Source organism: Actinomadura kijaniata NBRC 14229 (assembly GCF_001552175.1).
Lineage (GTDB): Bacteria > Actinomycetota > Actinomycetes > Streptosporangiales > Streptosporangiaceae > Spirillospora > Spirillospora kijaniata.
This window is the reverse complement of record NZ_BCQR01000045.1, coordinates 1-21,979: the sequence shown is the minus strand read 5'-3', so window position 1 is coordinate 21,979 and position 21,979 is coordinate 1. Positions and strand designations below refer to the sequence as shown.

The following is a 21,979-nucleotide window of genomic DNA, read 5'->3' as shown; positions in this document are numbered from 1 at the left end:
TAACCGCGTCCGGGGCCCGCTCCCGGGGATTGCGTCAGCAGACCCCGCGACGGTGGCCCCGCGCGGACCTCACGGCCTGGCGGTCTTCCGCAGGAACGTGTCCAGCGCCGCCTCGTAGCCCCGCGGGTCCACGTTCCAGCCGTCGGTGTGGTCGGACTTCATCGACACGTGCGTGACCAGCCCGCGGGGGGCCCTGCGGGCGAACTCCTCGGACGGGGCGTTGTCCACCATCTCGTCCTCGGTCACGGTGTACATCAGGACCGGGACCTTCAGGCGCGCGGCGTACCGGCGCTGGTCGAAGTCCTTCAGGTCGATGCCGGTCCGCAACTGGAGGATCTGCTTGGCGGCCCACGTGACCGGGGAGGGCAGGCCGCGGTCGGCGCCCTGCTTGTCGAGGGTGGCGCCCCAGTCCATCACCGGCGAGTCCAGCACCACGCCCTGGACGCCCTCGGGGACGGCGCGCAGGGTGCGCATCACCATCGCGCCGCCCATCGACCAGCCGTACAGGATCACGCTCGTCGCGCCCCGCGAACGCGCGTAGGCGATGGCGGAGGCCACCTCGTTCCACTCGGTGTGGCCCAGGTTGTTGCGGCCGTCGGGGCTGGCGGGGGCGCCGGTGTCGTTGCGGTAGGCGATCGACAGCATCGGCAGGCCGGTGCGCTGCACGGCCCGCATCGCGCGGAACGTCTCGGCGCGGTCGGCGTTGTGGCCGTGGACGGCGATCACCCAGGGGCGGTTCAGTCCCGCGCCGGGCAGCAGCCAGGCGGGCATCGGGCCGAGCTTGGAGGGGTAGGTGACCTGCTCGAACTCCAGGCCGAGGGCCGTTTTGGGGTCGCCCGCGTAGACCCAGTGGTCGATCACGGCGCGCGTTCCCTTGACCGGGGTGCCCTGGACGGCCCGGTCGATCCTCCGGGTGACGGTGGTGGCCGTCGCCGCGGTGACCTGGCCCAGGATCGCCCGGCCGCCGGACCACTCCAGGCCCCACACGCCGGGGCGGAGGGTGCCGGGGTCGCGGGGGAGGGTGACGGTGCCGTTCCCGGCGTCCAGGATCGTCAGGTCGTACTCGCGGCCGTGCTCCACCTCGGTCGCCACGCCCGAGAAGTACCAGCCGACGCCCGCGACCGCCGCGACGGCCAGGACGGCCAGCGCGACGACCGCCGCGACCAGTCGGCGGACCAGGCGTCGGCGGCGCGGGGCCGGCGCGGGGGCGGTGGGGGCGTCGGTTTCGGTGGCCACGGGACCTGACGTTATTCGAGGCGGGGGCGGGGCGGGTAATCGAGGGGTTATCCGGCGAGCTCGGCGCGGGCGTCCATGAGGGCGAAGCCCAGCAGGTTCAGGCCGCGCCACTGGGACGGGCGCTCGGCGCGGGGGTCGTCCTCGGCCAGGCCGATCCCCCAGACCCGGTCCACCGGGCTGGCCTCCACCAGGACCCTTCCGTCGGTGGCCACGAGGTACTCGCGCAGGTCGTCGTGGGCGGAGAACTTGGCGACGTTGCCCCGCACGACGATGTCGTAGCGGTGCTCCTCCCAGGCCCGCTCGTCGAAGCCCCTGATCTTGCGGCCGAACGCCTTGGCCCGGGCCGGGTCCGGCTTGGCGAGGATCTCGGTCAGGGCGTCCTCGTCGCCGAACAGCCGCGCCTTCTCGGCCATCATGTAGTGCTCGGCCGTGGCGTAGCGGACACCGTCGACGGTGAACGGGGAGGGCCACCACTGGCTCAGGCAGCCCTTGCGCTGCTTGCCACCCCAGAACAGGACGAACTTGGGCAGCGTGCCGCGCTTCTCCAGCGTGATCAGGTCTTCGGTGCGCATGCCTACGAGCCTGGCGAACGTTGTGCCGGTTTGGCAAAGGTATTGGTCGGTGTCATCTGTCGTGCTCTTTGGAGAGGTTCTGGTGGCTCTGCGGGTTCGAGTGGTCGCGTTTCGGGTGGATCGATAGCCTTCGGGGCGTTGCGGACGGTCCAAAAGGGGGCGACTCTCGGTGGTGGCGGAGCAGAACGGGCTCATCGAGGAGCTGGAGAGACGGATCGCGCGTCTCGTGCGTTCCGCCGCGCCCCCGGAGTGGACGCGCGCCGACCTGCACTGCCGGGCGAACGTCGCGACCCGCGAGGCGTCGCTGAGCGCGCACCTCGGGGAGTCGCGGATCGCGGTCGTGGAGGGCGTCCCGGAGGAGCTGGGCGGCCTGCTGGACGAGCTGCGGCGGGCCTGCTACCGGTCGGAGGAGGGGACCTGGTTCTCGGTCGTCTTCTTCGTGGAGCCGTCGGGGTTCCAGGTCCTCTACAACCGGCAGTTCGATCCGGGGTGGGAGCCCCCGATCCCCGAGGAGTGGTGGCGGCGGGACCAGGTCGTCATGCCCCGGGACGTCGCCCACGTGCCCGGATGGCTGCGGGACCGGATGGAGGGGCGGGAGCCGTCGCCCGGCGCCGGTGACGTCCCCGCGCTGGGACCGGTCGAGCAGGCGGAGGTGCTCTCGGAGGGGCTGGCCGGGCTGGTCGCGGACCAGGCCCCGCCGCTGTGGGAGAAGGTCTTCGGGTACTACCAGGCGGCGGGCGGGCACGTGGAGCTGCCGCCGCTAATGGTGGCCCTGGCCGGCGGGCGCATGGAGATGTGGACGCCGCCCCCGTCCGTCGCGACCCTGCTGGAACGGCTGCGGGGAGGAACGCACGCGTTCCAGGGGGACACCTGGTCGCGGATCGACTTCGAGGTCCTGTACGAGCACGGCGGCGTGCGGTGCCGGGCGGGCTTCGTCTACGACGAGGAACCCGCCTGGAGCGCGGTGCCCTCGGGGGAGGACGTCCGGCGGGAGCTGGAGCGCCATCCGCGCGAACGGGTGCCCGAGTGGATGCGGCGGGTGCTGGGGGCGGCGACGGAGCCGCCCGCCGGAGGGTTCCGGAAGGCGCGGGTCTTCGACCACAGCGATCCCGAGAGCGGGCGGCCCGTGGTGACGCGCCCCGCCGTTCCGTGGCACGAGGTCGAGGACGTGGTGGCCTACCTGCGGCACGCGCCGGTGGTGCTGGGGGCGCGGTCGCTCGCGCCCGACCGGGTCGAGCCGGAGCGGGGCGAACGCGTGCCGCTGACGTTCCACACGGACGGCACCTGGGTGTGGTCGGGGGCGGTCGGCTACTACCTGGAGCAACACGGGGTCCCACCGGAGGCGGACCTGGTGGCGCACATCCGCGCGCGGGGCTTCCGCGTCCCGGAGGTGAGCGACGCGGAACGCGAGGCGGCCCGCGCGGCGGCGACGGGCGGCCGGGACGCACCCGCGCCGATGACGATCGCGGAGCCCGTACCGTCGTTCACCTCCCCCTCCGCACCGATGACGATGATGGACTCCGCGCCCGCCGCCGGTCGTGCGCCCTCAGTGGAGTTCGCGCCTGCCCCGGAGGCCGCCGCGGAGCCGGTGCCCGCGCCGATGACGATGGTGGACTCCGCGCCTGCTGCCCGTCGTGCGCCCTCGGTGGAGTTCGCGCCGCAGGCCGTCGCGGAGCCGGTGCCCGAGGCGGGTGGGGCTTCCGACGACGTGCCAGCGCCTGGCGCGATGACGATGGTGGATTCGGTGGCCGCTGCCGGTGGTGCGCCTGGGGTGGAGTTCGCGTCCGCGCCGGAGGCTGTCGTGGAGTCGGTGCCTGCGCCGATGGCGATGGTGGATTCGGCGGCCGCTGTCGGTGGTGCGCCTGCGGGGGAGTTCGCGTCCGCGCCGGAGACCATCGCGGAGCACGTTCCTGTGCCGGAAGCCGGGGGAGAGCGTGCTGCCGGCGGCGGGCCCGCGGACGAGCCCGTGGCCGGGGAGGGACGTGGGGGCGCGGACGGTTCCGGTGGTGACTTCAAGGTCGCGCCCGTTCCCGCGCCCGCCACCACCGTCGCGGAGGGGCTGTCCACCGCCGTGTCGCTCGGCGCGGTGCCCGAGACCCTCGTCGACGACGGGGAGCCCCTGGGGAAGCCCACCCCCACCAAGGTGTGGCTGACGCGGTTGGACCGCAAGCTTGAGGAACTGGGCGTCGATCCGGCCCGCTACCGGGTCAGGGGGACCGCCGAGGACGCCTGGTGCCTGGTGGTGGAGGACGGGCGGTGGGTCGTCTTCTACCTCCAGGACGGCGAACGGCACCACGCGACGGCGTTCGAGGAGCCCGGCCAAGCCGTCTCCTACCTGCTGGGCAGCGTGTTGCTGCGGCGTCCGGGATCCCCCGAGCCGAAGGAGCCGTCGCCGGCGCCCGAGGAGGAGGAACGGATCGGGTCCCTGCCCGGAGAGCCGCCGCTCAGCCTCTTCCGGGAACGGCGGATCGTCGAGCTGCCCGCCGGAACGCGCGTGGACCGCCACGGCAGCCCCGCCGGGAACGTCGTGTACATCGCCCGCACGCCGTTCCCGCACCGCTCGCTGCCCCCGGACTGGGAGGAGCGGCCCTACCACGTGTACCGGACCGAGCAGCCGCTGCGGGTGTTGACCGGGACGGCCGTGCCCTGGTTCGGCCAGCCGGGCGGCGGCGTCGCGTACGTGCTGCCGTGTTCGGTGGCCGAGCTGCTGGCCGACGGGTTCCTCGTCGAGGGCGAGGCTCCCTGACCTCGGGCGGTGAGTTCCGGGGGCGCGCGGAGTCCATTTCGGGAGAGACCGCGAACGTGGAGGACGCATGACCCCGAATATCGGAAGCATCCTGCTGGCGAGCACCGATCCCGCCCGCCTGCGGGCCTGGTACGAGCGCGCCTTCGACGTGCGGGCGGACGGGGACGGGTTCCTGCTCCTGGGCGAGGTGGGGGTGCTCGTCGACGGCCGCGAGGACGTGGCCGAACGTGCCGCCGAGCCGGAGCGGGTGATCATCAATCTGCACGTCGCCGACGCGCGGGCCGTGGCGCGGCGGCTCGACGCGCTGGGCGTGGAGTGGGCCGCCGAGCCGGAGTACCGGGAGGGGGCCGGGGCGTGGTTCGCGACGCTGCGCGACCCCGACGGCAACCTCGTGCAGATCATCGAGCTGACGCCGGAGTACTGGACCGCCCGCCGCGCACGGCTGGGAACCGGGAGCGTCGGCCCGCTGGCCGGGGCGTCGGTCGCGGGGCGGCTTCCGGCGCAGGACCTCGACCGGGCCCGCCGGTTCTACCGGGAGAAGCTGGGGCTGGAGCCCGTCGAGACGCGGCCGGGCGGCCTGCGCTACCGGTTCCCGGGCGGCGAGTTCGCGCTGTTCGCGTCCGCCGGGAAGCCCTCCGGCGAGCACACCCAGCTGTCCTGGCACGTCGACGATCTCGACCGGACCGTCGCCGAGCTGCGCGAGCGCGGCGTGGAGTTCGAGGAGTACGACCTGCCCGGCCTGCGCACCGTCGACGGGATCGCCGAGGTCGAGGGCGACTACCCCTCACGCGGCGGGGTCGGTGAGCGTGCCGTGTGGTTCCGCGACAGCGAGGGGAACCTGCTCGGCATCGGCCAGTCGCTTCCCGCGTCCGGGCGGTGAGGGGCGAGGCGTGGGCGCGCCGGACGGCGCGCCCACGCCGGAGCGTCAGAAGCGACGCGGCTTCGCCGGGCCGCGGCTGCTGCCGCGGGCCTCGGTGAAGTCCGGGGCCACCGCCGGGCAGGTCGCCCCGAGACGCGGGGTCTTCCCGCTCAGCAGGTAGGCGTCCACCGTCTTGCGGGAGCACGGGCTCAGCATGTACGCGCCGTGGCCCGAGCCGCGGTAGGTCAGCAGCGAGGTGCGCGGGATGCGCAGCGTCGTGCTCACCGCCCACGGGTAGACCGTCACCGGGTCGGCCACGGCGTTCACGACCAGCGACGGCGGGGCGTTCCGCACCCGGTAGGGGCGCTGCGGGTCCTTCGCGGCCGGACGGCCGAGGCAGGCGGTGATCGCCTCCCAGCCCAGCGGGTTCAGCCGGACGTGCGGCGCGGCCCGGCGGGTCTCGGCGCGGACCGCCGCGAGCGCCTTGTGGTCGCGGATCGGGAACGACCAGTCCGCGCACAGGATGCCCGCGAACCTCCCGTCGACCGCGACGGCCTCGGCGGTGCCCGTCTTGATCTGGCGGACCTTCTGGCGGGACAGCTCGCGCAGCTCCTCGCCCAGCTGCGCCCAGGAGATCGGGTCGTAGGACGACACCCGGACCATCTGGGCGAGGTCGGTGGCCTCCAGGCGTTCCTTCGGGTCGCCGATCTCGTGGAGGGTGCCCTTGTCGGCGCGGGCCATCAGGCCGTCCAGGACCTTGACGGCGTCCTTGCCGCGCAGCGCGCAGTGCTTGGACGTGCGGCACCACCGCGCGAACTGGCCGTAGGCCGCCTCCAGCCCGCGCGCCTCGTCCACGGAGAAGCGGGCGGCGGTGTTCACCGTGTGGTCCATGGCGCTGTCGAGCGCCAGGCCGCGCAGGCGGGTGGGGAACAGCTCGGCGTACCGCTGGCCGAGCCACGTCCCGTAGGACACGCCGTAGAACGACACCTTCTTCGCGCCGAGCGCCGCGCGGATCGCGTCCATGTCGCGGGCGACGCTCCCGGCGCCGAGGAAGTCGTACAGCGCCCCGGTCTTCGCGCGGCACGCCTTGTACAGGGCGGCCTGGTACTTCTTCAGCTTGTCGAACTCGGCCTGGTTGCGCGGGTACGCGCGCGGGGCCTTGCCGACCTTGCCGCACTTCACCGCGCGGCTGCCGCCGGTGCCGCGCGGGTCGAAGCCCACGATGTCGTAACGCTGCCGGACCTGCTTGGACAGGCCCGCGCGGTCCAGCGCGAACTCGACGCCCGAGCCGCCGGGGCCGCCCGGGTTGACCAGCAGGACGCCGATGCGCTTCTTGGGATCGGTGGCCTTGGCGCGGGCGACGGCGAGCTTGACGCTGCCGCGCTTGGGGTTGGACCAGTCGATGGGGACGGTGAGCGTTCCGCACTGCACGGTGCGGTCGTCGGGACACCTGCGCCAGGAGATCTTCTGGGCGGCGGTGGTGACGGAGGCGGTGGCGGGGGACTGCGGCCGTTCCGGCTGGCGCGGTGCGGCCTGCGCCGGGCCCTGGACCAGGAACGCGGCGGTCAGCGCGACGCCGCCGAACAGGACTCCGGCGGTTCGGCCCATACGGGTCACGTGGGGGGACTCCCTGTTGTCGCGGGGTTCACGGGGTCAGGGGAGATTGTCGTGACGACAGATCACGAAAGCGTCATCTTCTAGGATGAATTTCCGGGTCCGCCGATCCCCGAGGAGGGCGTATGAACCGGCGCAGGATCGCCGTCCTGGCAGGCGCGGTCGCGATGGCGGCGGGCGCCGTCGTCGTGGGCCTGGCGACCGCGGGGCAGGCCGACCGCGAACGGCGCGGCTCCGACGAGCCGGCGGACGGCGCCGCCGTCGTGCACGAGGTGCGCGAGAGGCCCGAGGACGTCGCGGAGTACTGGACCGAGGAGCGCATGCGGAACGCCAAGCCCGCGGACATGCCCGAGGGGCCGACCGGCGGCGGCCGCCCCTGACCCCTTCCGAACGCGGAACGCCCCCACGGGAACCCGTCCCGTGGGGGCGTTCGCGTGCCCGGTGAGTCAGCCGGAGATCTTCTTGTAGACGCTCACCGCGGCCGAGCCGTGGTAGGGGGAGTACATGTTCAGGTTCTTCAGGTTGTGCATGCTGTTGACGCCGAAGATGAGGCCCAGGCCGTTCTTCTTCATCCCGGCGATCCACGGGCCGCCGCTGGCGCCGTTGCCCATGGTGCACTTCAGGCCGAGGCCGGTGCTGCCACCGCCGTAGTTGACGGCAAAGGTCTTGCCGGAGCAGTACCAGAGGCGGTTGCTGTTCATCGGCTTCTTGGACGGCAGGGCGCGGGCCGGGTAGCCGAAGCTGTAGGACGAGTACTTGCGGCCCTTGTAGTTGAACGCGTAGCCCTGGCTGCCGGTGTAGTACTGGATGCCCTTGCCCCGGTACTTCTTCACCGTGAAGGCCGCGATGTCGTAACGTGCGTCGCCCTTGGTCTTCCAGCCCGACAGCGCCACGATGCTGTCGGCGTACCACTTGCCGTAGGACTTGCCGTCCTTGTAGTCCGGGCGGAACAGGAAGTTGCGGTAGTAACCCTTCTCGCCGCCCTTGCCCTTGTGGACGCAGTGCCCGGCGGTCCAGACCGTCCGCTTGTTCTTGGCGGTGATGACCGCGGCGCTGCAGGAGTACTTGTTGCCCTTCTCGTCGGCGAAGAACAGCTTGCCGACCGTGCGCGCCGGGGGCTTGCCGTGCCGGGTCCACTGCCGGGCGGTGGTGACGGCCTTGGCGGAGACGCCCGCGCTCTGCGCGCTGAGCGGCTCGGCGGAGTCCTCGGGCAGCGCCGGCGCGCCCTGGAGGGACGGGCCGTCGTTCAACGCCTTGATCTGGGGTGCGGCGGCCGGGAAGGCGGCGGCCCGGGGCTGGCGGTGCTCGGCCGCGCGGATGGCGGCCGGGGTCCAGAACCTCTCCACCGCCGTGGAGTCCTGCGGGAGCTTGAAGATCTCCGCGCGGGCGTCGGGGTCGGCCGTGGTCTGCGCGCCGACGGAGGCGGCCTGCTCGGGCTTGGAGTCGGACGTGGCGGCGACGGCGACGCCGCTCGCCACCGCGACGGCGCCGAGCGCGGAACCCGCGATGAGGAGACGAGGCGAGGGGAGACGCAACCTGCTGCTGCCTTCCGGGAGGGAACGATCGGTTCTTTCGATCGGGAAAGCAAAGCAGGATGGGGCGAAAGGGGCAAGGGTGATAGATGGTGACTAATGCCTCTTAGTCCCCTTGTGTCGGATTTTGATGGTCTTTCGGGGTGTCATGGGGTCGTTCCGGTCTGGATCTCGGAGACGCGGAGGGCGACCGTTCCGGAGGCGGGCAGCGGGTCGAACGAGCCGCCGGGAGCATCGCACGCGCCACGGCAGGTCCAGGCGACGGCGTAGTGGACGGTCGCGGTGACGGTGAACGGGCCGGGCGTCGCGCGGGCGAAGGCGTGGGCGCAGGAGGCGCCGGTGGCGCGGCGGGTGTAGGGAACGCCGGGTCCGTCGCAGGTGAGGGTGGTCTCGCCGAGGTCCCAGGTGACGTGGGTGGGGCGGCCGGTGATGGTGACGGTCTGGCCGTCCACGGCGACGGAGGCGGACCGCGTCCGCCAGGAGGCCCCGTCGATCCACAGGTGGGTGGGGAACCTGACCCAGGTGCGGCCCCGCGGGCTCGTGCGGGGACGCGGGGGAGGCAGCGCGATCGCGTCGCGCGCCATCTCGGCGACCGCGGCGGTGGGGGTCCTGGCGGGGGCGGGGACGGAGACGGTGATGCAGTGGTCCGCCCCGCCGGTCGGGGCGCACATGGGCGTGATGGTGTCGCCTCGCGAACCCCCCGGGGCGGGCCGCTCGCCACGGGCCCCTCCGGCCCGCGGCGCGGCTGCCCGGCCCGGAGAGGAGGCGCTGATGCCGCACAGCCACCCCGCCCCTGGCGTGCAGGAGGCGTCGGCGGGCGCGAGCACGGCACGGGGCGCACGCCCCGCCGCGTTCCCGGACGAGGCGAGAGCCGTCGTGTGCGGCGAGGCGGACGCGGTGGCGAGGAAGGGCGTCGTCAGGAGGACGAGGGACGGCGTCAGGCGTGGTGTCGGCATCGGGGTCCTGGGGCGAGGGGCGCGGCGTGGGCGGGTGGCCGGGGTGGTCAGCAGCGGGCGTTCCGGGGGATCGTCAGGGCGGCGACCTTCCAGATGCCGTGGGCCTTGGTCAGGGTCGCGTGGACGAGGTGACGGCGCGGACGGGGCGCCGGGCCGACGCGTTCGCCGGTGCGGGCGCGGTAGGTCCAGGGGCCCGACGCGGTGACGCAGTCCACGATCTCGGCGGTGCCCGCGCCGTGGCCCGGGCCCTCGCGGAGGGCCGTCAGGGTGGGGCGGGGAACGGCGTGGCCGCGCTGGACCACGCCCGCGCGGTGGTTGCGGCGGACCCGGTCCAGGAGGCGGGCGGCGGCCGGGCCGGTGGCGACCGCGGGGACGCGGCGCGGGTCGCCGGTCTCCAGCGTGTACTCGATGACCTCGTGGAACAGGCGGTAGCGGCCCAGCGGCGAGCCGTCGCCGCGCGGGGTGGAGACCGGGGACGCCGGACGCGGCGGTGCGGTGGCCTCACCGGGACGGAACGCGCCGGACGGCGTGGCCCCCGCCATCGCGCAGCCCCCGGCCAGGAGCAGCACCGTCAGTAGAACGCCGATCTTGTGCTTCGCCATCCGTGTCCGCCCGTGTCCCGTCCGTCGTCGGTGCACGTTAGCGACGCGGAACCGGCCGGGAAGGGCGGTCGGGAGAACGTCCGGGTGTGGCCGCCGGTCGGTGGTTCGCCTGGTTGGGGGGTGTTAGGCGGTGCCGATGGCGGCGACCACGTCCAGGCCGAGGAGGAGGTCGACGTGGACGAACGTCTCCAGCTTCGCGCCCGGCGGGACGTCGCCGGACTCGGCCAGGCGGTCGAGGACCGCCAGGGCCCCGGGGGTGTCCAGATCGGCGGCCAGGGCGCTCTCCGCCTCCGCCGCCGAGGGGCGGTGCATCGGGCGGCCGGGGGAGATCGCCCAGTCGGCCACCAGGCGGCGGTACCGCGCCAGGCGGGCGGCGGCGGACCGGAGCGTCTCGGGAGTGAGGGCGACGGGGACCCGGTAGGGGGCCTCCAGGAACGCCAGGCGTGTGGCCAGGGGGTCCGGGCCCGGGGCGCCGGTCTCGTTGGGGACCAGCAGCGCGCCGGGGGCGGGGGCCGGGGAGATCAGGACGTCGGCGGTGTCCGGCGCGAGGCTCTCGGGGGCGCGGACGTTGTAGTCCGACGGGTCCGCCGGGAGGCGGGCCGCGGCGGTCAGGCGGACGCGGTGGCGGCGGCGTTCGGCCACCCGGCGCAGGACGTCGGCCACGACCAGCGGGCGCAGCCCCGCCCCCGGGGCCAGGTGCACGTGCACCGCCCGGGACGTCAGGGCGTGCGGGCCCACGCGGAGCGTCATGGGGCGCCGCCGTTGAGGGGCGGGCCCTCGGGCATCGGGGCCGTGCCGTCGGGCTTGCGGACCGCCGCGAAGCGCAGCCGGACGTAGTCGGCGACCCAGCCGGACTCGCGGCGCAGGGCCGGGGCCGCCAGCTCGTTGACCCGTTCCAGGAGGGGGTCCACCAGCTCCGGCGGGACGTCGGCCAGGGCGCTGCGGGCGTAGACGCGGACCCAGTCGGCCGCGCCGTCCGGCCCCTCGACCATGCGGGTGGGGCGGTCGGCGTGCTCCAGCAGGCGCACGGTGAACCCACCGTCCTCCAGCCGCGTGGCGTACTCGGCGGGGCTCGGGAAGTACCAGGGCAGGTCGGGTTCGCCCAGGCCGAAGACGCGCCAGGCGGTCTGCATGGCGACGATCAGCTCGGCGCAGTTGCCCGCGCCGCCGAGCTCGCCGACAAACCGGCCGCCGGGCCGCAGCGCGGCGTGCACCTGCGCGATCACCGAGTCGGGGTCGCGGGTCATCCAGTGCAGGGCGGCGTTGGAGGCCACCGCGTCGTAGGGCATCGCGGTGGTGAACGTGTGCGCGTCCCCCACCGCGAACGACAGGCCCGGGTACAGCGCCGTGGCCTGCGCGATCATCTCCGGGGCGGCGTCGATGCCCAGCACCTCGGCTCCGCGCTCGGCGATCTCCGCGGTGAACGTGCCGGTCCCGCACCCCAGGTCGATGATCTTCTCGCCGGGCTGCGGGTCGAGCAGGTCGACCAGCGGTGCGCCGTGCGCGGAGACGTACCCGAAGGCGGAGTCGTACGTCGTCACGGCCCAATTCACTGTGGCAATTTATCCGAACAAATCCCGGGGGCGTCACCGGTGTCCAGCATCTGACATCGTTAGGTGATCTGTCTCACGTCCCCGGGGCGAGGGCGCGGGCCCGGTCGGCGCGACCCGCGCCGAGTCGGTACCGTCGAGGCATGAGCGGGGAGAACACGGCGCGGACCGAGGTCCGGATCGTGGGCGCGGAGCGCCCGGACGGCCTGGAGTTGCGCACCCTCGGTCTGGCCGTGCGCGGGCTTCCCGAGCTGCGCGTCACCGGTCTGCCGCCCTACCTGGGGCAGGGCTGGGCGCGGGTGCTGGGGCTGGTCGCCCAGCGGCTGGCCGCAAGCGGCCGCCGCGCCCCCACCGAGCTGGAGCTCGCCGAGGACGTCACCGTGCTGCTGGCCGTGGACAGGAGCGGCGTGGCGGTGCTGCCCCCGCTGGGCTTCCGCGGCCCGGTGAACGACTGGCGGCGCGACCTGCTGGTCCGGCTCTTCCCGGAGGCGTCCTCCTGACCCGGACGCTGACCCCGACGCGCTGACCTCCGAGGGCCCGCGCGTCTCCCCGTGACCGGCCGCCCACGGGCCGTGACCCCGGCGCTGGGAGCACCGCGCCCCTCGACCCGGCCACCGCCGGAGGAGGTCACCCCGCGGTGAACGCCCCGGAACCCCGGGATCCACGAAGGTCGCGGTCCGGTGACGAACGGTGGCAGGGGGCGTGCGGGTGCGGGAGGATGCCGGGGCGGTCGGGCTTGATGCGGCTTGGAGAGGATCGTCCGGGATGACCACTGAGGCGGAACGGCAGGACACGACGGCGGCGTACGAGGTGCGTCCGCCGCGGGGCATGCTGTGGTGGGCGCTGCCGGGGCTGGTGGTCTCGGTCGCGCTCGCGCTGTCGTTCCTGGTCTACGACGGCTACGGCGTGATCACCATGGGGCTCGCCGGGCTGGTGGGCGTGCTGTACTTCGGGCGGCTGTGCAGCCTGCTGCTGCGCGGGCGCACCGTGGCCGACGCCAAGGGGCTGGTCCACGGCCGGCACGGCTCGCTCCAACTGATCCTCTGGAAGCAGGTCAAGGAGCTGAGGACGCTGTCCACGCCGTTCGGGCGGCGGGTCATGGTCGTCCGCAAGGGCGGGACGGCGGGCGTCGTCGCGCTGGCCGCGCCCCGCGAGGGGCTCCTCGGCCGCACTCCCGACTTCGACCGGGCCCTCGCCGACCTCACCGCGCGCTGCAGGGGCAGGAAGGTCCGGGTCCAGGCGGTCAAGGGCGTCGGGCCCGTCGGCGTGGTGGGGTGGACGCTGGGCCTGCTGCTGGCGGTGCAGCTGGTGGAGTTCCCCTGGCAGGAGACCTGGTGGCCGGGGAACAAGGAGGCGGGCACGCTGCCGCGGGCCTGCCGGGTCGTGGACGAGGGCACCGTGCGGGGCCTGGTGCCGGGGGCGGTGAACGACGACCGGTTCCACGACGACGGCGACCCGTTCCAGACGTCGGCGTGCCACTGGGGCGTCGCCGGGCGCAAGGAGGGGCTGGAGCTGCGGCTCCAGCGGTACTCGCGCGAGGGCGGCAGCGGCGGCACCGCCAACGCCCGCGACCGCATGCGGACCTTCCTGCTGCTCGCCGACTCCCGTCCGGTGCGCGGGGTGGGCGAGCAGGCCTGGCAGATCACCGAGCCCGGCGGCGCGGAGCAGGCCGCGCCCGACGGCCTGCGGCGCGTCCAGCTGCTCGGGCGCCGCCACAACGTCGTGGTGCTGGTCGACTACACCGCGCGGAACCGCCCCGCCGACGAGATGGAGCGGGCGGTGGCGGACCTGGCGCGGCGGGCGCTGGGCCAGGTGAGGTTCGGCTGAGACGGCTTCCTAGAATCGGCTTCTAAATCGCGAGTAAGGGGCCGCTGGTGTCGTACACCGAGATCGAGTACAGCGTTGCGGACGGGGTCGCCACGATCACCCTCAACCGGCCGCACCGCATGAACGCCTACACCTACACCATGCGCAACGAGATGCTCGACGCGTTCGACCGGATCGACGCCGACGACGCCGTGCGCGCGGTCGTGGTGACGGGCGCGGGCAAGGCGTTCTGCGCCGGCGCGGACCTGGGCGGGGGCGGCGCCACCTTCGACCAGGAGAAGTCGAAGGAGATGTTCGCGGGCGAGCAGGACGTGCTGGAGGACGGCACCCCGCGCGACGGCGGCGGCACCGTCGCGCTGCGCATCGCCCGCTGCCTCAAGCCGGTCATCGGGGCGTTCAACGGCGCGGCCGTCGGCGTCGGCGTGACGATGACGCTGCCGATGGACGTGCGGCTGGCCAGCGAGAAGGCGAAGTTCGGGTTCGTGTTCGCGCGCCGCGGCATCGTCACCGAGGCGGCCTCGTCGTGGTTCCTGCCGCGCCTGGTCGGGATCGCGCAGGCGATGGAGTGGGCGGCGACGGGCCGGGTGTTCGACGCGCGGGAGGCCCTGGACGGCCGCCTGGTGTCGCGCGTGTACGCCCCCGACGAGCTGCTCCCGGCCGCCTACGCGCTGGCCCGCGAGATCGCCGACAACACCTCGGCGGTGTCGGTCGCCGCCATCCGCCGCCTGATGTGGTCGGGCCTGTCGGCCCCGTCGCCGTGGGACGCGCACGTCGCCGACTCCCGGCTGATGGCCGCGCTCGGCGGCGCGCCGGACGCCAACGAGGGCGTCACGTCGTTCCTGGAGAAGCGGCCGGCGGAGTTCCCGATGCGGATCTCCACCGACCTGCCGCCCCAGGTCCCCGACTGGCCCCTGCGCTGACCGCGCCCGGTCAGGCCGCGTACCGCCAGAGGTCGCGCAGCACCGACGGCGGCGTCGGGCTCGTCAGCGCCTGCTGGGTGAGCACGATCGCCGCCGTCCCGGTCGCCGGGACGAGGTGGGCCGCCGTGCCGCTGCCGCCGACCCAGCCGTAGCGGCCCGGGACGTTCCACGGGTCGATCCGCGCGACGTCCACCGACCCGCCGAACCCCCAGCCCTGGCCCTCCAGGAACGGCTCGCCCTCCTTGCGCTGGGTCCCGGTCAGGTGGTCGGCCGTCATGAGCCGCACCGACGCGGCCGACAGGACGCGGCGGCCCCGGAAGGCGCCCTCGTCCAGCAGCATCCGGTGGAACGCCAGCAGGTCGTCGGCGGTCGAGACCAGCCCGCTCCCGCCGGAGGGGAACGCGGGCGGGCGCGCCCACCGGCCGTCGCGCGCGTCGACCACCTCGCGGCCGTCCTCGCCGGTGCCGTAGAGCACGGTGAAGCGGTCGAGCTTCGCGGCGGGCACGTCGAAACCGGTGTCGTCCATGCCGAGCGGCGCGAACAGCCGCTCGCGGAGGAACTCGGGGAACGGCCGCCCCGCCACGCGGGCGACCAGCACGCCCAGGATGTCGGAGCAGGTGTGGTACAGCCACGCCTCACCCGGCCGGCACAGCAGGGGGATCTTCGCCAGCGCCGCCGTCCACTCGTCCGGCGGCGGGTAGTCGTGCGGGAGCAGCGGGTCGCGCTGCACGGTCTGGAACAGCTCGGCCACCGCCGGGAACGCGAAGTCGGCGGCGAACCCGTACCCCGCGCGGAACGTCAGCAGGTCCTCCACCGTGATCGGCCGTTCGGCGGGGACCGTGTCGGTCACCGGAGACGACGGGGACCGGACGACCCGGGGCGCGGCCAGCTCCGGCAGCCACCGGTCCACCGGGTCGGGCAGCGCCAGCAGGCCGTCGTCGACCAGCAGCATCGTCGCGGCCGCGGTGATCGGCTTGGTGAGCGAGGCGATCCGGAAGATCGAGTCGCGGGCCATCGGGAGATCGTCCGCCAGATCGGCGTGGCCCACCGCCGCCGCCTCGGCGCGGCCCCCGCGGAACACCAGGGCCACCGCCCCGGGCACCGTGCCGTCGTCCACCCGGACCCGCAGGACGGAACGCAGATCGCTGCTCATCGACTTCCTTTCCACCGTCGTGACCACGGGGTGGACCGGCGCGGGGCCCCGAAATCATCGGCGGCTTTGCCGTTCCCGGACGTGTCCTTGGCGGGGCGGCGGCACCCGGCCGGGAATGGATCTTGTGCGAAGCCTGGGCATGCCTATACGGACCAAGGGGTACGAAGCGCGCACGGCAACACTTTCGGGGGTAAGTGGTGCGTGTGACCAGGGGGACGGTACTCGCGATGGCCGCGACGACGGCCATGGTGGCGGGCTGCGGAGGCATGCGGGCGGGGCAGATCGTCGCGGCGCGGAGCAGCGTGCCGGCGGCGGCGCGGCCGTCCACGCCGACGCCGACGCCCACCCCGCCGCCGCCCCGCGCGATCGACTGCGCGCGGACGCCGTGCGTGGCGCTGACGTTCGACGACGGGCCGGGCGAGCACACCGGGCGGCTGCTGGACGACCTGCGCGGGGAGGGGGCGCGCGCGACGTTCTTCCTGCTGGGCCAGAACGTCGGCCCCCACCGCGACCTGGTCCGGCGCATGGCCCTGGAGGGCCACGAGGTCGCCAACCACAGCTGGTCGCACCCGCAGCTCACCGGGATGTCACCGGACGCCGTGCGGTCCCAGGTCCGCCGCACCAACGAGGCGGTCCGGGAGGCGTCGGGGGTGACGCCCACCCTGTTCCGCCCGCCCTACGGGGCCACCGACGGGAAGGTCGCGCGCGCCGTCGGCATGCCGCAGATCATGTGGAGCGTCGACACGCTCGACTGGCGGGACCGCAGCGCCGCCCGCGTCGCCCGGATCGGCGTCCGCGAGCCGGGGAAGGGCGGCATCGTGCTGCTCCACGACATCCACCCGACGACCGTCGAGGCGGTGCCGCGCATGCTGGCGGGGTTGAAGAAGCGAGGGTTCACGCTCGTCACGGTGTCGGAGATGTTCCACGGCAAGCAGCTCAGGCCGGGGCACAGGTACGAGCACCGCTGAGCGTCACAGCTCCAGCTCCGGTTTGAGCCGCGCCATCGACCAGCGGCGCTGGAGATGGACCGCCAGGACCAGCAGCGCCAGCGCGCCCGCCAGGTAGCCGGTCAGCACCAGCGCGTCGGCGACGACGTGCGAGGTCTGGCCGCCGGAGATCGTCGCCCGCATCGGCGCCACGAAGTAGGTCATCGGGACCACGTCGTGGATCGCGCGGAACGGCTGCGGCAGCGTCTCCACCGGGTACAGCCCGCCGCACGACACCAGCTGCACCATCAGCATGACCAGGGCGAGCGCGTCGCCGACCGCGCCGAACGCCAGCCGCAGCACGTGCACGATCGCGCTGAACGCCGCCACGCCCAGCAGCATCAGCAGCACGGTCCCGGCCGCGTTCACCGCGTTCAGGCCGAGCGCGACGGTGAGGACGCCGAACAGCACCAGCGCCGCGAGCGCGCCCATGAACAGCACCGGCAGCCAGGCGGCGAACGCGACGGTGACCGAGCTCGCGCGCGACGCCAGCAGGCGCCCCGACACCGGCCGCAGCATCAGGAACGCCACGATCCCGAACACCCACAGCGCGATGGCGATGAAGAACGGCGCCAGCCCGCGCCCGTAGTACTTGGCGGGATGGGCGTTGGTGGTCCTCACGTCCACCGGGTTCGCGAGCTTCTCGGCGGTGTCGGCGGGGTCCTCGACGGTGGGGATGCGGTCCTCGGCCGACTTCAGGCCCGAGGCGAGGTCCTTGGACCCGCCCAGCAGCTCGGCGTTGCCGGAGTCGAGTTCCCGCGCGCCCGACAGCAGCTCGCCCGCGCCGTCGTCCACCTGGCGCGCGCCCGACAGGAGCTTGGCGTTGCCCGCGTCGAGCTCGCGCGCGCCCGCCAGGAGCTTCCCGCCGCCCGCGTTGAGGGCCCGCGCGCCGGAGAGCAGTTCGGCGTTGCCCGCGTCGAGCCGGCGGGCCCCGGCGAGCAGCCGGGTGGTGCCGGAGTGGAGCTGGTCCGCGCCGCCCACCAGCCGGGTCGCGCCCGCGTCGAGGCGGCGGGCGCCCGCCGCGACCCGCGCGGCGCCCCGGTCCAGGGTCCGCAGGTCGCGGGAGGCCTTCGCCAGCCGTTCCCGCAGGCCGGGAACCCTCCGCTGGAAGCGCCCGACGTCGGCGGCGATCCGCTGGGCGACGGCGTCGGCGCGGTCGGCGCGGCGGGCGACGCGGCGCACCCCCTCGGCGACCAGCTCGGTGATCTCCAGGGCCTCGCGGAACAGCGGGTCGTCGCGCAGCACGGGGTACCGCTCGGCCAGCAGGTTCAGACGGGCGAGCAGGGTCCGGTCCAGGCGCCGGGCGGAGGTGACGGCGGCGGGCAGGTCGCGGCGGTCGGCGGCCTCGGGGAACGCGTTCGCCAGCGCCCACACCCGCGTCTCGGTGTGCCCGTCCACCCAGGTCAGCGAGGCGTCGAGCGCCCGGTACTCGACGCTGCCGGCGATGGCGGGACGGGCGGCGACCGCGCCCCGCATCCACCGCCGGATGGCCCTGGTGTCGTGGACGGCGCGGTCGGCGACGGCGGCGGTCGTCGCGGTCACGCCGGCGGCCTCCGTGGTCAGCGCCGCCGCGAGCGCGGTCAGGTCCGGCAGCGCCCTGGAGGCCCGGTCGAGCAGCGGGACGGCGGTGCCGGTCACCCGGTGCACGCCCTGGGACACCTGCTCGGCGCCGGGCGCCAGCCGCGCGGTGCCCCGCTGGAGGGTGGTCAGCCCGTTCGCCAGCGTTCCGGCCCCCCGGTCGGCGGCGGCCAGCCCGTCCACCAGCGCGGCCGAGCCGGTCTTGGCCTGGCCGAGGCCGTCGGCGAGCGCGGTGGTGCCGGTGCGGGCCTGCTCCAGGCCGTTCACCAGCGCGGCCGAGCCGGTCTTGGCCTGGCCGAGGCCGTCGGCGAGCGCGGAAGTGCCGGTCTTGGCCTGCTCCAGGCCGGTGGCGAGCCGGGACGACCCGTCCTTGGCCCGTCCCAGCCCGTCGCGCAGTTTCCCGGCCCCGTCGGCCGCCTCGGTGATGCCCTGGTGCAGCTCGTCGAGCTGGCCGAACGCCGCCTGGAAGTACGCCGACACCGCCGCCGCCGAGATCTGCCGCTGCAACTCCGACTGGATGGTCTCGGCCATGATCCCGACAAGGAAGTTGTTGGCGTCGTCGAGCCGGATCTCCATCGCGGCCCGCCGCGGGCTGCCGGTCGCGCCGCTGGTCAGCTTGGCGGAGAAGTCGCGCGGCACGGTGATCACCGCGTAGTAGCGGCCGTCGCGCAGCCCGTCGGCGGCCTCCGGGGCGGTCGTGAACCGCCAGCCGAGCAGCGGCTCGCGCTTCAGCTCGGTCACGAAGTCGCCGCCGGCGTGGATGGTGCGGTCCTCCACCTCGACCGGCTCGTCCTGGTTGACCACCGCCACCGGCACCTGGTCGATCTTGGAGTAGGGGTCCCAGTTGGACCACAGGTAGATCCCGCCGTACAGCAGCGGCACCAGCAGCAGGAACCCCAGCCCCGCCCGCTGCATCGGCGTCCGGAACCGCAGCAGCTCGTAGGCCGCCAGCCGCAGCGCGCGCATCAGCCCCGTCCCCCCAACGCGACCAGCCGGTCGGCCAGACCGGCGGCGGGGGAGGGCTCGGTGGCGGCGGCCAGCACGACCGGGCCGCTGTCGGCGGCGCTCCGGGCGGCCTCCCACAGCGCGCGCTGCGCGGCCAGGTCCGCGCCGTCGTCCAGGTCGTCCAGCACCAGCGCCTCCGGCGCCTCCAGCAGCGCCAGCGCCAGCGCCAGCCGGGTCGCGTCGGCCGCGGCAAGCTCCGCCACGACCGTCGCGCCCGGCACGTCCAGGCCCACGGTCCCGGCGGCCTCGTCGAACGCCGCCGCCGGGCTCCCGGCCGCCAGGGCGCGTTCCCGCACGTGGTCGCGGACGCGCAGGTCGGGTTCCAGCTCGGCGGCTCCGGTGGCCCGCGCGACCGCCACCCGGCCGCGCACCCGCGCCGCGCCGCCCGGCAGCGCGATCCCGCACACCCGCAGCGTTCCCGACGAGGGCCTCATCCGCCCCGCCACCGTCAGCAGCAGCGAGGTGCGGCCGCTGCCGCCCGGACCGGTGACCGCGACCAGTTCCCCCGGCGCGGCCCGCAGCGTCACCCCGGCGAAGACCGGACCCCGCCGGGTGCGCAGCCCCAGGTCCTCGGCCTCGACCACCGGCTCGACCTCAGGTTCGGTCGTCGGCTCGTCCCGCGTCGGCTCCATCGCCACCCCCCAGGACACACTGGGGAGGAGCGGGCGGATTCCGGCGGCGGCGCGGGCGGGGCCACCGCACTCATCGCCAAGCCTTTAACCGGGACTGGAAACGACCCCGGTCCGCTCCGGCGGTCGGGTGCGGCTCGCCCGGAGAACCGCGGTGAGCTGGGCGGACGCCCCCACGGGAACGAGCCGCACCCCCGGCGCCGGTCAGCCGACGCCGTAGGCGCGGATCACCGTCTGGTCGACGACACCGGGCACCCGGACGCGCAGCGACACATGACCCGACGGCGGGTTGGGGAAGGACGCCCGCCAGCCGTCGTCGTGCGCGGTCAGCGCGACCGGCCGCCAGCTCTTCCCGTCGTCGGCGGAGGTCCACAGGGACGGCGCGGCGCCGGCCCGCCCCAGCGGGCCGTCGGGGACCAGCGACAGGACCTGGGTGCTTCCCGGCCGGGCGCGGTTGCTCGCGTCCAGGTCCGTGCGGTACCGGATCACGGGCAGCGGAACGTCGGCCTTCGGGTCGGTGACGGTGACGTTCCAGGCGATGTGCTGCCGGATCCCCAGGTCCGACCAGGACGCCGCCCGCCTGCCGTCCACCGTGACGGTGTGCGGACCGGGCCGGGCCGGTTCCCAGCCGTCCAGCAGGCCCGGGATGGTGCTGGTGGCGACGACCTCTCCGGCCGCGTTCCGCACCGTGGTGTCGCCGGTGGTGGCCGACACGCCGAGCGGCCCGTCGGCGTCCCAGGAGGTCAGGACCGGCACCTCGACGAGGTTCTGGCCGTCGCGGTCGGCGACGAACCTGCCCGCCGCGGGTCCCTGCGGAGCGGTGTGCCAGCTCATCGCGTGGGTCCCCGCCCGGAACCGCTCGCCCGTCCGGAACTGGAGGTCGTACTCCTCGAAGGAGCAGTCCGGGGTGGTGACGGCCGCGTCCAGGTTCCAGGCCACGTCGGGGGAGTAGTACTCGGTCCGCTCGGCGGGGACCCGACCGGGCGACTCGTACAGGCCCACCTCGGTGCCGATGCCCCAGTCGACCGCCGCGTGGGTCCCCGTGCAGCCCGGTCTCCCCTGCGCGGTGTAGCGGGTGCGCACGGCGGCCAGGTCACCGGCACGGACCCGCACGCTCGGATCGGCCGGAATCCCCTGGGCCCTGGACGCGATGTTGTAGACGTAGGGGCTTCCCTGCTCCTGCCCGTTCCGGGTGAGCCGTGCCTGCACGTGGTAGCCCAGGTCCCCGCCGGGGGCGGCCGGGGACACGTGGACCTCGTCGCCGTCCGCGATGGTCATCCCTCGGACGTCCGCCCCGACGCGCTGCGAGATCAGGACGGCGGTGCTCCTCGCGGCGGCGTCCGCGCGGTCCGCGGTCACCCGGGCCGGCCGCGTCCGGCGGCCGTCCAGCGTCAGCGACAGGTCGCCGGTCACCGACACCTTCGGCAGGTAGATCAGCGTGGTCGACGCCCGGCCGTCGGCCCTCCTGTCGTAGATCTTGGTGTAGACGATGTGGTCGCCCTTCGGCAGCGAGCCCTCGGCGTGCCCGTTCTCCACGTCGAACCCGAACGGCATGCTCCCGTCCAGCGGCCAGATGTACAGGCGGCTGTTCCGCTCGGTCGTCGGCGTGGACCCGTCGCGGTCGAGCACCTTCACCTTGAGGGTGGGCTCGCCGTCGGCCCGCGCCGTGCGGGGCCGACGCAGTTTGGACTCGTGCGGCAGTCCGGTGCGGACCGTGCCCCGCCGGAACGTCCCGCGGCCGCCGTCCCCGGCCTTCGGCGGGTTCGCCGACGGGTTCGCCGACGGGGCCGGTCGCGGGGGCCGTTCGGGCGGCGCGGCCTGCGCCTGCTGTGCCGTTCCCGCCATCACCAGGGCCGCCGCCCCGATACCGGCCACCATCCTTCTGATGGTCATGCCACTCCTTGGTCTCCGGAGGATCCGCGGCCGGCGCGGTGAGACGGCCGGCCGCTCGCCGGTACTTCACCGGAGCCCCCGTCCGCTTTCCCGGCACGACCGCCGACGCGGGGTTCCGGGAGCGGGGACGGGCAGGAGATCGTCGCGTGCGTCGATCCGGGGTGGTCAGGCGCTGTCGCGGCCACGGCGCCGAGCCGCCGGAAGCCGTCCTGGCGCTGGTGGGGGCGGCCCGGAGGTGGCGCCCGGACGCTCGCCGTGACCCCAGGGCCTGTTCCAAGTGGACCCCGGCCACGCACGCGAGCGCGTGACCTGGCCTGCGGG

General features: G+C 74.5%; 19 protein-coding genes. 7 read left to right on the top strand and 12 right to left on the bottom strand.

Translation table 11 applies throughout. The annotated features are described in order from the left end of the window. Nucleotides 1-69: 69 nt before the first annotated feature. Nucleotides 70-1,236, bottom strand: a complete 1,167-nt coding sequence (locus AKI01S_RS16135; RefSeq protein ID WP_067817508.1) for an alpha/beta hydrolase family protein — start codon at nt 1,234-1,236, stop codon at nt 70-72. 47 nt (nt 1,237-1,283) lie between these two features. After that, nucleotides 1,284-1,808, bottom strand: a complete 525-nt coding sequence (ybiA, locus tag AKI01S_RS16130) for a riboflavin biosynthesis intermediates N-glycosidase (protein ID WP_067817498.1) — start codon at nt 1,806-1,808, stop codon at nt 1,284-1,286. Between the two features lie 172 nt (nt 1,809-1,980). Here ybiA and AKI01S_RS52815 point away from each other — a divergent pair, with 172 nt between their 5' ends. Both AKI01S_RS52815 and AKI01S_RS54665 read left to right on the top strand, forming a co-directional pair. After that, complete coding sequence (locus tag AKI01S_RS52815) at nt 1,981-4,554, top strand: glycohydrolase toxin TNT-related protein (protein WP_218009699.1); 2,574 nt, start codon at nt 1,981-1,983, stop codon at nt 4,552-4,554. Nucleotides 4,555-4,621: 67 nt separating this feature from the next. Continuing rightward, nucleotides 4,622-5,434: a VOC family protein gene (locus AKI01S_RS54665; protein WP_369688725.1), complete on the top strand. Its 813-nt coding sequence runs from the start codon at nt 4,622-4,624 to the stop codon at nt 5,432-5,434. A gap of 45 nt (nt 5,435-5,479) precedes the next feature. On the opposite strand, the gene AKI01S_RS16115 is transcribed toward AKI01S_RS54665, so the two are convergent. Continuing rightward, nucleotides 5,480-7,021 carry an alpha/beta hydrolase gene (locus AKI01S_RS16115; RefSeq protein ID WP_083999673.1) on the bottom strand — a complete coding sequence of 514 codons (1,542 nt, stop codon included), beginning with the start codon at nt 7,019-7,021 and terminating at the stop codon, nt 5,480-5,482. Between the two features lie 131 nt (nt 7,022-7,152). Between AKI01S_RS16115 and AKI01S_RS16110 the strand changes: the two genes are divergently transcribed. Beyond that, a complete protein-coding gene (locus AKI01S_RS16110; protein ID WP_067817494.1) occupies nt 7,153-7,407 on the top strand; it encodes a hypothetical protein in 255 nt (84 codons plus the stop codon). A 66-nt stretch (nt 7,408-7,473) separates the two neighbouring features. Here AKI01S_RS16110 and AKI01S_RS16105 read toward each other — a convergent pair whose 3' ends face one another. The 5 genes from AKI01S_RS16105 to AKI01S_RS16085 form a co-directional block, all read right to left on the bottom strand. Next, nucleotides 7,474-8,562 carry a trypsin-like serine peptidase gene (locus AKI01S_RS16105; protein ID WP_157419865.1) on the bottom strand — a complete coding sequence of 363 codons (1,089 nt, stop codon included), beginning with the start codon at nt 8,560-8,562 and terminating at the stop codon, nt 7,474-7,476. A gap of 143 nt (nt 8,563-8,705) precedes the next feature. Continuing rightward, on the bottom strand, nt 8,706-9,230 hold the full coding sequence (locus tag AKI01S_RS16100; protein ID WP_067817489.1) for a hypothetical protein: 525 nt from the start codon (nt 9,228-9,230) through the stop codon (nt 8,706-8,708). Between the two features lie 332 nt (nt 9,231-9,562). Continuing rightward, the gene (locus AKI01S_RS16095) at nt 9,563-10,117 is read right to left on the bottom strand and encodes a hypothetical protein (RefSeq protein ID WP_067817487.1); all 555 of its coding nucleotides are present in this window, start codon (nt 10,115-10,117) and stop codon (nt 9,563-9,565) included. Between the two features lie 123 nt (nt 10,118-10,240). After that, nucleotides 10,241-10,867 (bottom strand): hypothetical protein, encoded by a 627-nt coding sequence (locus AKI01S_RS16090; RefSeq protein ID WP_067817484.1) that lies wholly within the window; start codon nt 10,865-10,867, stop codon nt 10,241-10,243. Further along, nucleotides 10,864-11,658 (bottom strand): class I SAM-dependent methyltransferase, encoded by a 795-nt coding sequence (locus tag AKI01S_RS16085; RefSeq protein ID WP_245681642.1) that lies wholly within the window; start codon nt 11,656-11,658, stop codon nt 10,864-10,866. The genes AKI01S_RS16090 and AKI01S_RS16085 overlap by 4 nt, the downstream gene beginning before the upstream one ends. Before the next feature lie 152 nt (nt 11,659-11,810). On the opposite strand from AKI01S_RS16085, the gene AKI01S_RS16080 reads away from it, so the two are divergent. From AKI01S_RS16080 to AKI01S_RS16070, 3 genes are all read left to right on the top strand, one after another. Further along, a complete protein-coding gene (locus tag AKI01S_RS16080) occupies nt 11,811-12,167 on the top strand; it encodes a hypothetical protein (protein ID WP_067817476.1) in 357 nt (118 codons plus the stop codon). A gap of 265 nt (nt 12,168-12,432) precedes the next feature. Further along, nucleotides 12,433-13,494: a hypothetical protein gene (locus AKI01S_RS16075; protein ID WP_067817474.1), complete on the top strand. Its 1,062-nt coding sequence runs from the start codon at nt 12,433-12,435 to the stop codon at nt 13,492-13,494. 47 nt (nt 13,495-13,541) lie between these two features. Next, nucleotides 13,542-14,414, top strand: a complete 873-nt coding sequence (locus AKI01S_RS16070) for a crotonase/enoyl-CoA hydratase family protein (RefSeq protein ID WP_067817472.1) — start codon at nt 13,542-13,544, stop codon at nt 14,412-14,414. A 10-nt stretch (nt 14,415-14,424) separates the two neighbouring features. Here AKI01S_RS16070 and AKI01S_RS16065 read toward each other — a convergent pair whose 3' ends face one another. Then, the gene (locus tag AKI01S_RS16065) at nt 14,425-15,567 is read right to left on the bottom strand and encodes a serine hydrolase domain-containing protein (protein ID WP_067817465.1); all 1,143 of its coding nucleotides are present in this window, start codon (nt 15,565-15,567) and stop codon (nt 14,425-14,427) included. 227 nt (nt 15,568-15,794) lie between these two features. On the opposite strand from AKI01S_RS16065, the gene AKI01S_RS16060 reads away from it, so the two are divergent. Continuing rightward, on the top strand, nt 15,795-16,535 hold the full coding sequence (locus AKI01S_RS16060; RefSeq protein ID WP_157419864.1) for a polysaccharide deacetylase family protein: 741 nt from the start codon (nt 15,795-15,797) through the stop codon (nt 16,533-16,535). A 3-nt stretch (nt 16,536-16,538) separates the two neighbouring features. Here the strand turns inward: AKI01S_RS16060 and AKI01S_RS16055 are convergent, their stop codons facing one another. The 3 genes from AKI01S_RS16055 to AKI01S_RS16045 form a co-directional block, all read right to left on the bottom strand. Further along, nucleotides 16,539-19,097 carry a YhgE/Pip family protein gene (locus AKI01S_RS16055; protein ID WP_067817462.1) on the bottom strand — a complete coding sequence of 853 codons (2,559 nt, stop codon included), beginning with the start codon at nt 19,095-19,097 and terminating at the stop codon, nt 16,539-16,541. Continuing rightward, nucleotides 19,097-19,768: an ATP-binding cassette domain-containing protein gene (locus AKI01S_RS16050; protein ID WP_157419863.1), complete on the bottom strand. Its 672-nt coding sequence runs from the start codon at nt 19,766-19,768 to the stop codon at nt 19,097-19,099. The genes AKI01S_RS16055 and AKI01S_RS16050 overlap by 1 nt, the downstream gene beginning before the upstream one ends. Nucleotides 19,769-19,969: 201 nt before the next feature. Next, nucleotides 19,970-21,658 carry a hypothetical protein gene (locus AKI01S_RS16045; RefSeq protein ID WP_067817456.1) on the bottom strand — a complete coding sequence of 563 codons (1,689 nt, stop codon included), beginning with the start codon at nt 21,656-21,658 and terminating at the stop codon, nt 19,970-19,972. Between the last annotated feature and the right edge of the window lie 321 nt (nt 21,659-21,979).

Bases quoted from the DNA above. Each gene is read 5' to 3' on its own strand.
- AKI01S_RS16065 (WP_067817465.1), bottom strand. From the start codon at position 15,567: ATGAGCAGCGATCTGCGTTCCGTCCTGCGGGTCCGGGTGGACGACGGC.
- AKI01S_RS16050 (WP_157419863.1), bottom strand. From the start codon at position 19,768: ATGGAGCCGACGCGGGACGAGCCGACGACCGAACCTGAGGTCGAGCCG.
- ybiA (WP_067817498.1), bottom strand. From the start codon at position 1,808: ATGCGCACCGAAGACCTGATCACGCTGGAGAAGCGCGGCACGCTGCCC.
- AKI01S_RS16080 (WP_067817476.1), top strand. From the start codon at position 11,811: ATGAGCGGGGAGAACACGGCGCGGACCGAGGTCCGGATCGTGGGCGCG.
- AKI01S_RS16045 (WP_067817456.1), bottom strand. From the start codon at position 21,658: ATGACCATCAGAAGGATGGTGGCCGGTATCGGGGCGGCGGCCCTGGTG.
- AKI01S_RS16060 (WP_157419864.1), top strand. From the start codon at position 15,795: ATGGCCGCGACGACGGCCATGGTGGCGGGCTGCGGAGGCATGCGGGCG.
- AKI01S_RS16110 (WP_067817494.1), top strand. From the start codon at position 7,153: ATGAACCGGCGCAGGATCGCCGTCCTGGCAGGCGCGGTCGCGATGGCG.
- AKI01S_RS54665 (WP_369688725.1), top strand. From the start codon at position 4,622: ATGACCCCGAATATCGGAAGCATCCTGCTGGCGAGCACCGATCCCGCC.
- AKI01S_RS16095 (WP_067817487.1), bottom strand. From the start codon at position 10,117: ATGGCGAAGCACAAGATCGGCGTTCTACTGACGGTGCTGCTCCTGGCC.
- AKI01S_RS16100 (WP_067817489.1), bottom strand. From the start codon at position 9,230: ATGTGCGCCCCGACCGGCGGGGCGGACCACTGCATCACCGTCTCCGTC.
- AKI01S_RS16075 (WP_067817474.1), top strand. From the start codon at position 12,433: ATGACCACTGAGGCGGAACGGCAGGACACGACGGCGGCGTACGAGGTG.
- AKI01S_RS16055 (WP_067817462.1), bottom strand. From the start codon at position 19,097: ATGCGCGCGCTGCGGCTGGCGGCCTACGAGCTGCTGCGGTTCCGGACG.
- AKI01S_RS16115 (WP_083999673.1), bottom strand. From the start codon at position 7,021: ATGGGCCGAACCGCCGGAGTCCTGTTCGGCGGCGTCGCGCTGACCGCC.
- AKI01S_RS16090 (WP_067817484.1), bottom strand. From the start codon at position 10,867: ATGACGCTCCGCGTGGGCCCGCACGCCCTGACGTCCCGGGCGGTGCAC.